Source organism: Ulvibacterium marinum, from assembly GCF_003626755.1.
GTDB classification, from domain to species: domain Bacteria; phylum Bacteroidota; class Bacteroidia; order Flavobacteriales; family Flavobacteriaceae; genus Ulvibacterium; species Ulvibacterium marinum.
The window spans coordinates 1,548,734-1,562,787 of record NZ_RBCJ01000001.1 but is presented as its reverse complement, the minus strand read 5'-3'; the positions used below and the strand labels follow the sequence as shown (position 1 = coordinate 1,562,787).

Sequence of the window (14,054 nt, the reverse complement as noted above, 5' to 3'; positions counted from 1 at the left end):
ATGAAACTACAATCCCAGTTTGAACATATCGTCCAATTAATTGAAAAGTCGAAGCAACGAGCCTTTCAAAAAGTAAATACGGAGATTATAGACCTGTATTGGCAAATAGGGAAGTACGTTCATGAGCAGGTCAATAAGGCTAATTGGGGAAAATCGGTTGTGAACGAGCTAGCCGCCTATATAAAGACCGTTCAGCCCAATACCAAAGGGTTTTCATCCCAAAATCTGTGGCGGATGAAGCAATTTTATGAAACCTACAAGGGCAGCAAAAAACTCTCGACGCTGTTGAGAGAAATTCCATGGTCGCACAATATGGCCATAGTATCGGCGGCCAAAAGTGATGAAGAGAAGGAGTTTTACATCAAACTGACGATAAAGGAACGCTTGTCCTTCCGCGACTTGGAACGCCAGATAAACAGCTCCTATTACGAGCGGGTCATGCTCGGCAATACAAAACTCTCAACACTGTCGAGAGAATTTCCAAAGGATATTACCAGCATTTTTAAGGACACCTATGTTTTGGAAATGTTGCAACTACCCCACGCACATTCCGAGAATGAACTGAAGGTCAAAATAACCCAGAACATCAGCAAATTTTTATTGGAATTCGGAAGGGATTTTGCCTTTATGGGCGAAGAATACCCCTTGCAGGTGGGAAATCAGGATTTCGCCATCGATTTGTTGTTCTACCACAGAACCCTTCAATGCATGGTAGCCATTGAATTGAAAATAGAAAAATTCAAGCCCGAGTTTTTGGGGCAGCTCAATTTTTATCTGGAAGCATTGGACAGGGATATAAAGACCCCGAATGAAAACCCCAGCTTAGGCATTCTACTCTGTAAGGGAAAGGATGATACCGTAGTGGAATATGCCTTGAGCCGTAGTTTATCGCCCACTTTGGTGGCGGATTATAAAACACAATTGCCCGATAAAAAGGTATTAAAGGAAAAATGGCAGGAGATACTAAGACAGTTGGAGGAAGCCAACTAGCAAAATTCTTGTAGTTTTAATTTGAACTTTTTACAAAAGGTGCATCTGTAAAGAGCTTTCAAAAACAGAGTATCGTCTATTTAGACTTGGATTTGAATTGTTTTGAAAATTCATCTTCTGACATTCCTACCGGCATGAGTACATGGTACCAAATACAATTTAGAATGTAACGAATTATTCTCAACCATCTGGGCAGTTTTTTCTTGGCCATAGTTCGATCAAATACTTTTGAGAACATTACTGTATCGATTTAAACTTTTGCCTGCTACAAAGCTGGAGATACCGATTATCTTATTATTCAAGGCGTCGTATTGAACTTCTACCCAAAAATAAGATATGGCATAGAGCACATATTTTGTCCTATCTTCTGCAATGGTATCGACGAATTGCCCTTGGGTAGATACGGTGTCATATTTATCGCGTTCGCTTAAAATATTGAATTCATATATACCCATACCATTCTCTATTTGAACTTTATTCTGATTTAAGAATTCCAGTCTTTAATTCACTTGTATACTCTGAAAATTTTAGCAAAGACAAAAAACATCGACATTATAAACAGAACTGCTAGATAGATCTCACCTCCAAAAAGTTCTCCAATTAAAAAAGAAGATAGATAGAAATCAATTGCCGTTGGGATTGCAACAATCAAACCGCTAAGTAATGGAGCAAAAGAAGTTCTCATTTAGTTTTATCAGGTTCTTGTTCAATCATCCTTTATGTAGACTTTAAATTTCTACTTACAGTTTTTGACTGATATCGAATTAATATCCTAGTAAAATGAAACTTCAAATCTTCCAGTGATTTAAAAACTGTAAGCCTCCTTTATTTATACTTTAATAACTTCTTAAATTCATTTTGCGATTTTAATCCCTTTTTATGTTTCTTCATTTAGAGCAAAATTCCCCATATAAATAATACGACTCCACTTAAAGCATAAATCAATTCTGTTAGTTCTGGACTAAAGCTAAAAAGCCATAAGTTTCAAATCCTAAAAGGTGACAATCGGCCAGAGAAGCTAAAAACCATATACTCGAAACCAAACTATAGGTTAAGAAGTCAATTGTCGTCAAAATTATTTCTAAGAAATATTTTTTCATTCTATTTTGATATTACAATTGAGTTTCCTTGAATGGATTATGTGATTTTTTTAGCGAATAGCCATGTGTTCTTTTTCGAAGTGATTGCAGATAATACATAAAAAGAATAATACCAAAAGCAACATAACCTAGTTCCAAATAACTGTGGCCAGACAATTTCAGACCAAACCCCAACAGGACGCACCACGTAATCAAAAGTAAATTTCTCATCGCTTAATTAGTTATATTATTAATCCTCTTTCTCGTTTCGCTTTTCCAGATCCTCTTTTAGGCCTTCAGGCAGTCCCTGCACATCTGCCAAGGTATAGGGGGCATTGTCCTCTTCTTTGGTTATTACACTAAAGGTAGCATCGGTTTCCAAGACAACGGCATGGACTTCCTTGATATTTTGTACGCCGCGGTGCCTTATCGCGGATAGGATCTCATTTTTGACGATTCGTTCGGAAGCCATATTATCTTCTAAAAATTCGCCATTGTAGACCAGAAGTTGGGGTGAGGAACGTACGACCTTCCTAAGTGCTGAACTGTGTACCATTAATTTGGTCAAAATCAATTGCATGAGCAATAGCAGGAGTATGGAGAAGGCGCCTTCAAGGATTGAAATGTCCTTAAGAATGATGGTCGAAGCGACCAGGGAACCCATTGCAACGGTTACGATCCAATCGAAACTGTTCATTTGCGAAGTCGCCCTTTTTCCGACCAGTCGGATATATAGAATCACTATGGCATAGATTACGGGCGCTGAAAATGCGATCCGTATAAGATTGTCCTGATTATCGAATAAAAACTTTTCCATTTATGTTCATGTTGATGTTTGTATATACACTTTTGAACTAACATTATTGCCCAATACACGAATGGTCAACTTGCTAGAAAAGACCTTAAGAATACTGTCCGAGGTCCTTGATCAGCACCACGCCGTTGAGAACACATGAGACAGAACAGATGGTGAACAAGGCCCATCTTGCGCTGAACAGCTCCGCATTTGCCAGGAAGGCATTCAAGGCAAAAAAAAGTGCGAAAGTTCGCGTTGATATATTCACACCAATCTTATGCCGGAACATTCGTAAAAGGAAATGCAAGGCCCCTACGATGGTCAAACTGCCGAATATAATTCCTAAATCCACTATGATTTCCATCCCCGTTTCAAATTAGCATTGCCGTTCAACAGTTATCACACAACTGTCATAGTTGATCGTCCCTGTATATACTGGTCCCATCCACTAAGCGATCGGCCGTGCAATATAAATTTGTCGACAGGGCGAATAGATGGGCCTCTGTCTCATAAAAATGCATCATATAACCCCCCGTGTTGATAAAGGCAATGTGATCTCCGATACCCGGTAGACCAGGGAAGGTGAATTTTCGTTTAAGGATCACGTCCTGCTCCAGACAATATGCCCCCGTAAAATACATTGAAGTATTTTTAGTCTCTTCAGGTTCCCTGTTATAAACTAGGTAGGGGTCGACCAAAAAATCCCTGCTGCTGCTGCGCAATTGGCTCATGTTCATTTCCAGTCCTACAAGCCAATCGCCATTCGAATCCTTCTTGCGATGGGCAACCTTCGCTATGGTCATTCCCACCTGGTCTAACAGGGACCTGCCCGGTTCGATGCGCAACTGCATCCCATTCCTTCGAATAGTATCGGCCACGGTATCCAATCCAAACCCTGGAGTGTAATCCAAAATTTCCTTCAAGAACGAAGTCTTATTGATATCATTATAGTAAGGATAAGTCTGTAGATTACCGGTAATCGATTTCGTGGTATGGTTCTTCTCATATCCCAATCCATCGTTACCAAAGGTCAATGGCCGCCTATCCCCGAAGACAGCTTGTTTTAATGCGGAATTGAAATCCTGCCATTGCTGCTTGTCCCGAAGATAGTTCATTAATATTCCCCCGCCTATATCTAGAAATCGGATCGTCTGCCCTCCGACCGATAGGTACTCTTTAAACTCCAAGGATTGCAGGATGCCCTCTGCGCGCTGGGCGGTAGAATATCCATCTAAATGGAAATGAAGACCTATCAGTTTTAAATTGTGGAAGCGAGGATCGTCATTGAACCATCGCTTTAACCAACCCTTGTCCAAATTTACATCAAAACCGAATCGGCTATAAAGCTTTTTATTCTTGAATTTGAAACCACTCAATCGCAGGCCAATGGCCGCTATTCTACCCAAACTGTTGGCCAAGTCATTGACCAATATCAGCTCATCTTCGTTATCGATGATTATTGGAACATTGTTCCTTAAGGCTAGTTCTATCATAGGCCTAGTCTTTATAGCAGCGGTAAGAACGAGATTATCATGGCCACCACCAAGTTCGATAGCCTGTGCCAGTTCTTCCCTGCTTGCCGTATCGACACCGACGCCCGATTCCAGAGCCCGCTTAACAAGGGCCTTGGACTTGTTCGCCTTCCGTGCAAAATAGACCTTGCCATCAAGTTCATAGGTCATGAAGACCTTTCGATAATCATCGACATTTTTATCGAAAGACGATAGATGATGAATATTAATAGTAGACCCGTGTTCCTTTGTCAACGATCTTAAGAGAATCGGTTTATTTAGAATGGATTCCATCCATTCGGAGATAATCGGCGAAAGTGGGAATTCACCTAGGTTTTCAGAATAGTTAACTTTATTATCGATAGTTTCGATCTGCATACTATTTTTTTAAGATTTCTTCCATACATCGCACGGACCAATCCGATGCGAAATTATTCCGTACTCTAGAGAGTGTGTCGTTATCATAGGTCATCCCTTCGGTCAAGGTGCCATAAAATGTGACTTGTCCGCTAACAGTGCCCTTAATATCCACTGGCCGGCCACACCTATCGATTTCGGGACATGCCGTTCTGTAACTATCGATACCGCTATTAATGAATTCACGTGCTATACCATTATTTTGCATGGCCTTTATCAAGGGCGACCAGTCCGCGATCGTGGTATTGACCGGGATACGGGCATCGATAAGCGTATCGACGATAAATTTACTGCCAGATTCGCTCTCAATGCTCCATCCATCGGCCAACCTATGAGTTCGGCAATTTTGATCGGGAATGGTATCCAGAATTCCATGTTCCATCAATGTAAGTACTTTTTCGGCATTGACCAAAGGGGGACCGTAGGATATCCGATTAAGCTTTGAGCGGTACTCCGTATCGAATAGCCTTTGCGACTCGGCAGTAAGTCCGCCAAAACTATAGACACTATTGAAAACTTCGCTACAATATCCCCATGTCAGGGCGGCCGCCATAAACGGGCTTGATTCTGAACCTTTTTTCGCCTCTCCAATAACATAGCTATAGTATGCTAAAGCGTCCAGGTCGATTTCTGGACGATCGGTAGCAACGGGCCTGAACAACTGTTCGAACTTGAACCGTGGGATATCTGGCCGCAGCTGGTGGAACCTATCAATACTGGTATCGAAGTGCATAATGCTTCGTCCATCGAGCGATATGCTAGGATCATTGCCCGATAGAATACGATAGTAGCGCAATTCCGTTTCTTTCTCTAATAAAGGGAGTATATCGGACTGAAAATCAGGTCGACCCCCAATAACAACATATTGAAATATATTATCATACGTAAAAAATGTCGGCGTATAGGTCTCCTTGCCCTCCGAAGCGGCCCTTGGTACCATGGGCATACCCGAACGCGAAAAAACGGTCAATTTTTTAGGTTCAAGGCTCGACGGCTCATAGAACATGGTACCAGTTCTGTTTTTTCTAAAGATTCCATCCCTACCTTCGGTCAAGGCAAGGACCGCATCGATGAAGGTCAGGCCAAGACCTTTTATTCCAACGGTTTCATAGGATGTTATGTCTCGGAATTTCTTGGGCAAAGGATAGATGAAGGGAATATCGCACTTACGGTCGGTAAATGAAACTTGATATTCTTGCAGGTCGCCTTTCCAGCTATCATGTCCCGTTGTGACCATTACTTGATCGCATATAACTTCTTTCAAGACGTCGTGCTGCCTGTAAATTATTAACACGCCATCATCACTAGGTTCTATTTCATTTACCGGACCTTTAATCATCGATACGGATGCATAATTCTCCGCTATTTTCCGTAGTTCATTGAATGAAGAACTAAGATAACGTCCTACAGTCGCTCTGGAGGAGAACCGGTCCCCTAAACCTTCATCGTCATTAATTTTCCCTGTTGTTAGGAATCTGGTAAGCGATGGTTTATCGTTCTCGGATTTACTACTCCTTAATCGCCATATATCGATATTGCGATTTGGATAGTTCATCAACAAATATGCGGGCTGCCCGGGGTCGTATATCTTACCACTTCCGAAATTACCGGAAGATTCAAAAAGAAGGATCTCCAAATCGACCGGGGCACCATAAATTTCCAGTTCATTGACGAGTCTCTCAAGAGCATATAGGCCTTTCGGTCCCATACCGATGATGGCGATCTTATGGCACATAACTATGAATCAAGCAAAATAGCGTTATTAATCTCTTTATTTGCGCCTTTTCGAGTATGACTATCGCGGTCGATATGATCAGCCACCCATGCTGGATTAAAGATGGTGTCCAGATAACGCTCCCCTCGATCGGCAAACAGCAGGACGGATATCGAGTTCTCGGGGATGTGCGATTCGATTTTTCCGAATGCCGAAACAAGGGCTCCCATAGAGCCGCCGCCAAGAATGGCCTCGCGCTCTAGGAGCATGTTGCAGCCCTTAACACAATCGTGGTCGTCTACGGTAACAACATCATGAATTTTCTTCCTGTCCAAAAATTGGGAAGCTATGCTTGCACCATGCCCGGGAATCGAACGTGGTGCACTATGACCACCAAAAAGAACACTCCCCACCGCATCGACGGCCACGGTTTTAGTGGACATCCCCCGGTCAGCGATATAATCGGCACATCCCATAATACTTCCACAAGTACTTGTAGCGACAAAAAGATAATCGATGACCGGCAAGGCCTGGGTCAACTCGTCCATGAGGGTAGTGTACGCCATAGGGTTCTGATTGTTCCCATATTGATTCGACCAGCAACTGTTCGGCACGATATCCAAAAGTTCACTTACCCGTTGCAACCTTGCGGCCAAAAAACCGCCCACCTTCAATGGCATGGTGACGGTATCTATGGTCGCACCATAGGCCTGCAACATTTTCCTGACATGGGGATTCAGCTTGAGATCAACAACAATGATAAGTTCGAGCCCATAGAACTTGCAGACCTGAGCCAGGCCCACAGCCATATTACCAGAACTCGATTCTACGATGGTCGAACCTCTTGAAATTTTTCCACAAAGCAAAAGTGATTCGATGATATTTTTAGAAGTTCTATCCTTCATGCTACCAGCGGGATTTGCACCCTCCATTTTGGCATAGACGTTTCGATTACTACCGAACAATCTATCCAATGAGACCAATGGCGTCGAACCTATGGAGTCCAAAATATTTTCTGAGAATCTTTTCATAAGGATGTGTTAATATAATACGGCATATTACGCATACAACTAAGAAGTTATTAGCGTTAAAAGTTAAATAGTTGACACAAAAAATATAGCGTAGGTAAAGATTTAAATTTTTGGACCGGGCCTACCTGAAATTGACAATAGTAATTGGAACATACGACTTAGTGGGAGGTTTGAACTTGACTAATCGCTCCATAAGAAAGATGAATAAAATATCATTTGAGTTAAACTATTATCATAACGAGATAATAGTTGACTATGATAAATGCGAATTTCAGTTAACTATGGAAAATATAATGAACATACCGAATATCTATCGTCGTCTGTACAACCTACAGGAAAAATCCAAGCACTATTATTCTTGCCTTCGTATTTTTCTCGGGAGGATAGAGCAAGGAAACCAAATCCATGTTTTTCTAAACGAGAAAATCTCAAGAAGAGAGCAATTTGCTAAAGAACTTAGTATCGTGGTTAATAAGGTAAGAAGTTATCCATGTGATATTTCGATTGTACAGAGACCGGTCGCGGTGTATTGGCTTTCGAAGGAGGAACTTTTAAATGTTAACTGTTTTGAGACAGCGAAGAAGCTCCTTTATGAAGCTGATCTTAAATCTATTAATGAATACAGGTACTTGTTGAATGTAAAAGGACTACCTGAGGAAGTTTCTGAGTTGGCCAATGTGCATAGTAGGATACTCGAACAAGAGCTTTTACGAAATCGGCCTGCAGAGTTTGATATATTTCCACAAAAATAGGGTAGAATCTATGAACAAAAAAGCACGGGTGACCGTGCTTTTATATTTAAATAAGTACTAAAGTGAATAAATTTGGCAACTATAACTGGGAATATCCAAGGAACCTGACCATTTTTTACCATCCGTACTATCTTCGAGCTTGTCCATACCCGAAACTTCGATATCGGAAAAATCATCGTCATAACCTTTCCAGCTACTATTAAAACGTAACCTCCAGTCATGTCCATCATCGATTCCAATTTTATAATCGGTAAAATCGGTATTACTAAAATTGAAGACCATCAATACCGGCTCCTTGCTTTCCCTATCCGCTCTGGTAAAAGAAAGTATTTTTGTATCGTTGTTAAAATGACCTATCCGCAATAATTGTCCCCGCAGACCAAAGGTACCTTCGCTCATACCGGTCCTAAGCGCGATTACGTCCTTAACTAGTTCTTTAATTCCCTTGTGCCTGTCGTGCTTCTCCCAGTCCAATCCCTCAGTATCCTGAAAGTACTCGTCCTCTATGAATTCCTGCCCTTGAAAAAGCATTGGTATTCCAGGTGCGGTAAGGGTAAGGACGATTCCTAGTATTGCGCGTTTTTTCGCGAAGGCACTCTCCGCACCCCCTGGCTGTACCTCCTCAGGCACCCTTGCTTGACCATTGGCCACCTCGTCATGCGACTCGGTATAGATAACCCTCCGGAAAACATCGTTGCTGTACTTAAATTCGAGTGCGTCAACAACTTTCTGCAGATCTCTACTGTCATCATGGGTATCAATTAGAACTTCGCGAATCGGATGTACATAATTCATGTCCCATTGGCTGCCGTAACCTAGACCATTGTCGTCAATAGGATCAGTGACGATGTTATGACCCTTGAGGTCTTCGGCGATAGTAAGAACATGGGGGTACTTCTCTATTATTTCGGCGTTAATATCGCGCATCAAGATATTTCCCTCTTCGATTTCGGTATCGTACCCAAGACCACCGCCCTCGAACCGGATATAGGAGGTTGCATCCATTCGTAGCCCGTCGCAACGATATTTCTCGATCCACATCAGCGCATTGTCTCTTAAATATTGTCGAACTTCCGGTCTTCCATAGTCAGGCCGAGTGTCTCCCCACGGGGTTTCACTTCGATGATCATTATAAAAATATATGCCTCCTTTTTTTTCCTCACCCCAGCCGTCGAAACGCCAGAGATCGACATCCGATGGTCCTAAATGATTGTACACTACATCCATGATAACGCCTACACCATGTTCATGGGCTTTTCGAACCAAACGGGCGAAAGCATCTGGGCCGCCGTAGTCCTGTTCAATGGCGAACGGATGTGCTGGGTTATAGCCCCATGATATCCCACCGGCAAATTCCGCAACGGGCAAAAGTTCGATACAGTTGACACCAAGATCTTGTAAATAGGGCAATTTGGCCACGACGTCATCGAAGGTTCCTATACTATCTGGATCAGGTCGGTTGAAGGTTCCCACATGCAGCTCGTAGATTACGAGCTCGTTCCAATTGGCCATACGGAAATCATCATCCCCCCAGTCGAAATTCAAGGACCGTATTATAGAATTTCCATTACTATTGGTAACCTCAAAGGCATATGGGTCATTGCGCTCTAGTCTTTCGTCCCCGTTATAAATCACATACTTATACTCGTCGCCCTCCTTCGGCTTGTTGCTGATACCCGCCCAATATCCGTTCTCCTCAAATTCAAGAACTAGGACTGAATCGTCCCAATCATTAAAATCCCCTGTCACGCAGATTTTGTCGGCATTGGGTGCCCATACTCGAAAAGTGGTTCGACCTTTCTCAAGTGTCGCCCCCATACCTGCAGATTTTTGGATAGTCATATCCATATCCTTGATTTCCTTATTTTGTTCTTGTGCCATTTAATAAAAATTTTGATATTAGAACAATAAAGATAGTTCGTGTACTGTCATAGGAGTATCGCAATCGCTACGTATATTGACGTTAAAAAAATTCTATTATGTGTACCTTAATGAGAAAAATCTTTGTGTGATGTTAAAGGCTATTGATATTCAAATAATTGCATGAGGTCCTCACGTGATATCAATCGGTATCATCTTCGCCTTCCTCTTGCACTTGCATGGCCAAGGGATGGTCCTTGATACCCAATCCCACTATTTTGATAATATTGGCTATTGTATTGTATAACATCAGTACGACGACTACCAGCGCAGAACTCAGAATTGTACTTATACCAAGGGTAATATAGTATATTGTACTGAACCAGTTGGCAGGAATGTTTTCACTTTCCGTGACCGGCAGGTTGAATATAAGGAAGAAAAGGATGGACGCGACGAAAATGACCGTATCGAGTTTGGCCAGCTGCAGTATATGTTTGTAATGGTCGTCCTTCAAACTAGAGGAAGTATTCGAACTTACCCCAAGCAAAGTTAGCATTAATGCGAGGATCGTAGCGGATGCGAGGGCTATTGTATTGCATAGTGTATTAAGGCCATCGATACTGGATTTGATCAGTTCTTTGGCCTCATATCCACTAAGTTTTCCTAGCATAAAGGTACTAAGTCCAATTACTGCCAATGCGATAACTCCGCCTAAAATGGCCCGTTTAGTGTATCTTGATAAATTCATAACAATGGTTTTAGGGGTATATAATTAAAAGAAACCTTCCCGATATGCTCATCCTCTATAGAACAAGTCGATATTTCGGCCCATTCTACCTCATTATCTATAACGCAGGTATATTGCGCGAGTAATTCTTCTGAAATCAGGATGTATTCAGCGATGGGAACCGCATTTTTGAGTAATCGGTGGGCGACTATGACATCTTCTCCCATTAATTTGATGTGTTTACCTATAGCGACAGGTGCGACCTCTCTCCCAAAATGCAAGATAATCTTAAGTCCCAAAATTGCAGGAATAGAATTCGAGTGATTATTACTGGCGTACTTCGATTTCAAGCTTTCCAAATGCGAATAGAAATCACTGTAGAAAGGCTTACATTGTACTATCAGCTCCTTTAATGTAGGCAAGTTACCCTGCCGATAAAACAGAACGGCATCCCCTTCGATTTCCGATACCTTTAAACCGATATCGTTAGAGTATATGATATTGTTGAGCAAGGAAGGGATCACCTTTGAACCAAGCTTGAAATCGACCTTGCTCATAAATTCGGTGAATCCGCTTATATCCGGAATACAAATTAACGTAGGTGCTGTAGCCATTGAGTAGAATTTTGTAACTAGACTAAGCTACGATTTTTGCGGAAAGCGGCATTTTGTGTATTACGCCAGATTCAATTCCATGAGTTGTCATCCGAATTCTTTCAGAAAATCCACTTTTAACTCGAGATAAGGGGCATAACTTTTTGCCTCGTCCCATTTGGCCTTAAAAATCTTCGCCGCCTCGGCCTTTATGGGGTCTTCATCTCCGCGCTCTTTCTGAGAACGGCCGTGTGATCCACTTATTCCCTTTTTATGATCGGGTACCGGACCGATATATTTCTTGCCGCCCTTATAGTTTGCGTAGCGGCGGGCACGCGTAAAACCATTTGCAGAAACTTCCGTGCCATATCGGCGCCTACGAAATCCCCTTGTTCAATATAGTCCAAGAACATGTTATAAATTTTTTCTGAAGACTCGGTGGCTAGTTGTGGGTTCTTGAACCTCCAAAATGGCAAGATTTCCGACTTATAGGGTTCAACGGTAAGTACACCTTGCTCGCCTTTTCCAATAGCATAATGTTCCGGATTCGCTCTGAGGTCTAAATTTTTATAGTCCAAGGAATAATCGAATTTTCTCATGCTAAAAAACTTGACTACAGATTCAGATTATTCAACAAACGCACTTTTGATTGTTTCATTAAGTTCGTCTCGTTGGGTTACCAATAGCGTTCTAGTGCTATCTATAATCGAGGTGTACTTTAGGACATCATTATATTCTCTGAGCAGGTTCTGCTCCGCTTTCTTACATTCAGCCAAAATCGCCTCCTCGGAATTTCCCTTGAAAAAAAGCATTAGCTCACTCCACGCATTACTCGTTGCTTCAATAATACCGGATTTTGACTTCGGGGTCTGGTTCAGTCGCACTATATCATCGGTCAGTACATTGATAAACCGACTTTTCTGCGCCGCCTGTGCCATGAAGAATTCTTTAAGAGCTGGTAGTTCCGATTTCTTGATACCTTCCGAATAGACATGTTGGGCGTGATAGTTGCCACCTAAAAGTCTGTTCATTAAATCTGCAGCTTGCGAGTAACTCATGATATGTAATTTTAAGTTTATTAGAATTGAAACCCTCCTTTAAGAGGGTTTCAGAGTGAATAGAGACAAATGGAGTGTTTTAGCGAACTTCCTCCATAGTCTTGATTTCCGATAGATCATTATTAATCCAGTTCATTTGCTGGCGTATGACTTCAGCCGCCGCCGGCGGTAAATCTATATCGTCTAAAATTTCTTCGTACTCCTCAACTGCGGCCTTGTCACCTTTTATGGCTTCTTCCAACATTGCCTCGTCATCGTCCCCTGAGAAAAAAGCTTTGACATCCATCCAAGTTCTGTGCATCGCAGCAGTGGTGCTCCCTTGAATTTCCCTGTTGCCTAAATCTATATTTGGCAACGCTGCACGAAGCGATGCTATAAAGTTCAAACGTTCCTTGGACTTGTTCTGAAAATAACTTTGAAGTCCGATTTCCTTAGCATTTTCGGCCGCTTTTTCATAACCTTTGACGGCATCCTCGTTTTTCTGGAGGATTTCCCTTAAGGCGGACCCTAATTTTTCTGGATATGTTTCCATTTTGATATTTTTATGGGTGCAACACCCTGATTGCTATATATTCAACTCAAAAGTAGGTGGAAAGATTTATCCGTATTATCCCGTTTCGAACATTTATTGTCTTATATGATATTTTCATCGCTGGAAGAATGTCATTCGCTTCGAGGTCACAATTGATATGAAAAGGATTAACACGTATAGACGCATCGCCTATCTTTGTAAAATTAGGAAGTAAACGATATACCGCTCGCCGGTTTAAAAAAAATGATGAAATGATTGTAAAACACCACGAGGAAGGCTGGGAGATAATTTCCCATTATGCGCATGGCCTGCTGTCCGGTAAGATCGCGCAGGAGCTAAGAAAAAAGCTTCGGCCGCAACATTGGCTGGATGTGCTGACGGGGATAGTCGAACATGACGATCATTTGCTGGACTTCGACGAGCAAGATTATTTGACCGAAAATGGTACGCCCAAGGATTTTATGATGGATGGCGGCACGGATGCGGAGGCTTTGGAACATGCGAAAAGAGTATACTCAAATGCCTTGCAAAAATCACAATTGGTCGCATTGATGGTCGGCAGACATTTGGCGTTTCTCTATGATGGTCTCGCGGACGATTTCAAACCAATGGAAGAATTCTTGAATGAGATCGGTTCTGTACGGGGTACTCAACGTAAACTCTACGGACTTAAAAAATCCGAGGAGGATAGTCTTTATAATATAATGCTTTTCTGTGACAGATTATCTCTTATCCTATGCCAGGAAGAGACACCTGAAGTTGGCCGAAAATTAGAGATAAATAGAACCATTGAGGATGAGCAGTACTTTATCTCCAAGGATAGTTCAGAACACCTAACTGTCGAACCCTGGCCGTTTGAGAAAGAGGAATTCACTTTGGCGTTCGAATATCGGATATTGAACAGGCCTACGTTCAAAGATTGTGAGGAATTGGAGTCCTGTCTCAATGATGCGGAAATTTGCATTAAAAGCTACACTTTTAAAAAGTGAAGTTT

General features: G+C 42.0%; 15 protein-coding genes and 1 pseudogene. 3 read left to right on the top strand and 13 right to left on the bottom strand.

Annotated features, from left to right (window positions below):
* Window positions 1-990, top strand: coding sequence for a PDDEXK nuclease domain-containing protein (locus D7Z94_RS06710; RefSeq protein WP_120710710.1), 990 nt, complete (start codon window positions 1-3; stop codon window positions 988-990).
* Window positions 991-1,208: 218 nt separating this feature from the next.
* Here the strand turns inward: D7Z94_RS06710 and D7Z94_RS06705 are convergent, their stop codons facing one another.
* From D7Z94_RS06705 to sbnA, 7 genes are all read right to left on the bottom strand, one after another.
* Window positions 1,209-1,445: a hypothetical protein gene (locus tag D7Z94_RS06705; protein WP_120710709.1), complete on the bottom strand. Its 237-nt coding sequence runs from the start codon at window positions 1,443-1,445 to the stop codon at window positions 1,209-1,211.
* Window positions 1,446-2,102: 657 nt separating this feature from the next.
* Window positions 2,103-2,300, bottom strand: a complete 198-nt coding sequence (locus tag D7Z94_RS25605) for a hypothetical protein (protein WP_158594593.1) — start codon at window positions 2,298-2,300, stop codon at window positions 2,103-2,105.
* A gap of 19 nt (window positions 2,301-2,319) precedes the next feature.
* Window positions 2,320-2,886 (bottom strand): DUF421 domain-containing protein, encoded by a 567-nt coding sequence (locus D7Z94_RS06700; RefSeq protein ID WP_120710708.1) that lies wholly within the window; start codon window positions 2,884-2,886, stop codon window positions 2,320-2,322.
* 85 nt (window positions 2,887-2,971) lie between these two features.
* Window positions 2,972-3,229 carry a hypothetical protein gene (locus D7Z94_RS06695; protein ID WP_120710707.1) on the bottom strand — a complete coding sequence of 86 codons (258 nt, stop codon included), beginning with the start codon at window positions 3,227-3,229 and terminating at the stop codon, window positions 2,972-2,974.
* Window positions 3,230-3,275: 46 nt separating this feature from the next.
* Entirely contained in the window at window positions 3,276-4,754 is a 1,479-nt protein-coding gene (locus tag D7Z94_RS06690) for a type III PLP-dependent enzyme domain-containing protein (protein WP_120710706.1), read from the bottom strand.
* Window position 4,755: 1 nt separating this feature from the next.
* Window positions 4,756-6,528 carry an FAD/NAD(P)-binding protein gene (locus D7Z94_RS06685; RefSeq protein WP_120710705.1) on the bottom strand — a complete coding sequence of 591 codons (1,773 nt, stop codon included), beginning with the start codon at window positions 6,526-6,528 and terminating at the stop codon, window positions 4,756-4,758.
* A gap of 2 nt (window positions 6,529-6,530) precedes the next feature.
* Window positions 6,531-7,538, bottom strand: a complete 1,008-nt coding sequence (gene sbnA, locus D7Z94_RS06680; RefSeq protein ID WP_120710704.1) for a 2,3-diaminopropionate biosynthesis protein SbnA — start codon at window positions 7,536-7,538, stop codon at window positions 6,531-6,533.
* 281 nt (window positions 7,539-7,819) lie between these two features.
* Here sbnA and D7Z94_RS06675 point away from each other — a divergent pair, with 281 nt between their 5' ends.
* Window positions 7,820-8,290, top strand: coding sequence for a hypothetical protein (locus D7Z94_RS06675; RefSeq protein WP_147415840.1), 471 nt, complete (start codon window positions 7,820-7,822; stop codon window positions 8,288-8,290).
* A gap of 57 nt (window positions 8,291-8,347) precedes the next feature.
* On the opposite strand, the gene D7Z94_RS06670 is transcribed toward D7Z94_RS06675, so the two are convergent.
* The 6 genes and pseudogenes from D7Z94_RS06670 to D7Z94_RS06645 form a co-directional block, all read right to left on the bottom strand.
* A complete protein-coding gene (locus tag D7Z94_RS06670) occupies window positions 8,348-10,171 on the bottom strand; it encodes an alpha-amylase family glycosyl hydrolase (RefSeq protein WP_120710702.1) in 1,824 nt (607 codons plus the stop codon).
* 181 nt (window positions 10,172-10,352) lie between these two features.
* Window positions 10,353-10,898, bottom strand: a complete 546-nt coding sequence (locus D7Z94_RS06665) for a hypothetical protein (RefSeq protein ID WP_120710701.1) — start codon at window positions 10,896-10,898, stop codon at window positions 10,353-10,355.
* The gene (locus D7Z94_RS06660; RefSeq protein ID WP_120710700.1) at window positions 10,895-11,491 is read right to left on the bottom strand and encodes a DUF2652 domain-containing protein; all 597 of its coding nucleotides are present in this window, start codon (window positions 11,489-11,491) and stop codon (window positions 10,895-10,897) included. The genes D7Z94_RS06665 and D7Z94_RS06660 overlap by 4 nt, the downstream gene beginning before the upstream one ends.
* Before the next feature lie 87 nt (window positions 11,492-11,578).
* Window positions 11,579-12,069 (bottom strand): annotated as a pseudogene (locus tag D7Z94_RS06655) (DUF4385 domain-containing protein).
* Between the two features lie 27 nt (window positions 12,070-12,096).
* Window positions 12,097-12,528 carry a DUF2383 domain-containing protein gene (locus D7Z94_RS06650; protein WP_120710699.1) on the bottom strand — a complete coding sequence of 144 codons (432 nt, stop codon included), beginning with the start codon at window positions 12,526-12,528 and terminating at the stop codon, window positions 12,097-12,099.
* A gap of 79 nt (window positions 12,529-12,607) precedes the next feature.
* The gene (locus tag D7Z94_RS06645; RefSeq protein WP_120710698.1) at window positions 12,608-13,060 is read right to left on the bottom strand and encodes a ferritin-like domain-containing protein; all 453 of its coding nucleotides are present in this window, start codon (window positions 13,058-13,060) and stop codon (window positions 12,608-12,610) included.
* 251 nt (window positions 13,061-13,311) lie between these two features.
* Here D7Z94_RS06645 and D7Z94_RS06640 point away from each other — a divergent pair, with 251 nt between their 5' ends.
* Window positions 13,312-14,049, top strand: a complete 738-nt coding sequence (locus tag D7Z94_RS06640) for a DUF3891 family protein (RefSeq protein ID WP_120710697.1) — start codon at window positions 13,312-13,314, stop codon at window positions 14,047-14,049.
* Window positions 14,050-14,054 lie beyond the last annotated feature (5 nt).

What these genes read in the sequence shown, in the direction of transcription:
- D7Z94_RS06710 (WP_120710710.1), top strand. Translation starts at nt 1, where the DNA reads ATGAAACTACAATCCCAGTTTGAACATATCGTCCAATTAATTGAAAAG.
- D7Z94_RS06705 (WP_120710709.1), bottom strand. Translation starts at nt 1,445, where the DNA reads ATGGGTATATATGAATTCAATATTTTAAGCGAACGCGATAAATATGAC.
- D7Z94_RS25605 (WP_158594593.1), bottom strand. Translation starts at nt 2,300, where the DNA reads ATGAGAAATTTACTTTTGATTACGTGGTGCGTCCTGTTGGGGTTTGGT.
- D7Z94_RS06700 (WP_120710708.1), bottom strand. Translation starts at nt 2,886, where the DNA reads ATGGAAAAGTTTTTATTCGATAATCAGGACAATCTTATACGGATCGCA.
- D7Z94_RS06695 (WP_120710707.1), bottom strand. Translation starts at nt 3,229, where the DNA reads ATGGAAATCATAGTGGATTTAGGAATTATATTCGGCAGTTTGACCATC.
- D7Z94_RS06690 (WP_120710706.1), bottom strand. Translation starts at nt 4,754, where the DNA reads ATGCAGATCGAAACTATCGATAATAAAGTTAACTATTCTGAAAACCTA.
- D7Z94_RS06685 (WP_120710705.1), bottom strand. Translation starts at nt 6,528, where the DNA reads ATGTGCCATAAGATCGCCATCATCGGTATGGGACCGAAAGGCCTATAT.
- sbnA (WP_120710704.1), bottom strand. Translation starts at nt 7,538, where the DNA reads ATGAAAAGATTCTCAGAAAATATTTTGGACTCCATAGGTTCGACGCCA.
- D7Z94_RS06675 (WP_147415840.1), top strand. Translation starts at nt 7,820, where the DNA reads ATGGAAAATATAATGAACATACCGAATATCTATCGTCGTCTGTACAAC.
- D7Z94_RS06670 (WP_120710702.1), bottom strand. Translation starts at nt 10,171, where the DNA reads ATGGCACAAGAACAAAATAAGGAAATCAAGGATATGGATATGACTATC.
- D7Z94_RS06665 (WP_120710701.1), bottom strand. Translation starts at nt 10,898, where the DNA reads ATGAATTTATCAAGATACACTAAACGGGCCATTTTAGGCGGAGTTATC.
- D7Z94_RS06660 (WP_120710700.1), bottom strand. Translation starts at nt 11,491, where the DNA reads ATGGCTACAGCACCTACGTTAATTTGTATTCCGGATATAAGCGGATTC.
- D7Z94_RS06650 (WP_120710699.1), bottom strand. Translation starts at nt 12,528, where the DNA reads ATGAGTTACTCGCAAGCTGCAGATTTAATGAACAGACTTTTAGGTGGC.
- D7Z94_RS06645 (WP_120710698.1), bottom strand. Translation starts at nt 13,060, where the DNA reads ATGGAAACATATCCAGAAAAATTAGGGTCCGCCTTAAGGGAAATCCTC.
- D7Z94_RS06640 (WP_120710697.1), top strand. Translation starts at nt 13,312, where the DNA reads ATGATTGTAAAACACCACGAGGAAGGCTGGGAGATAATTTCCCATTAT.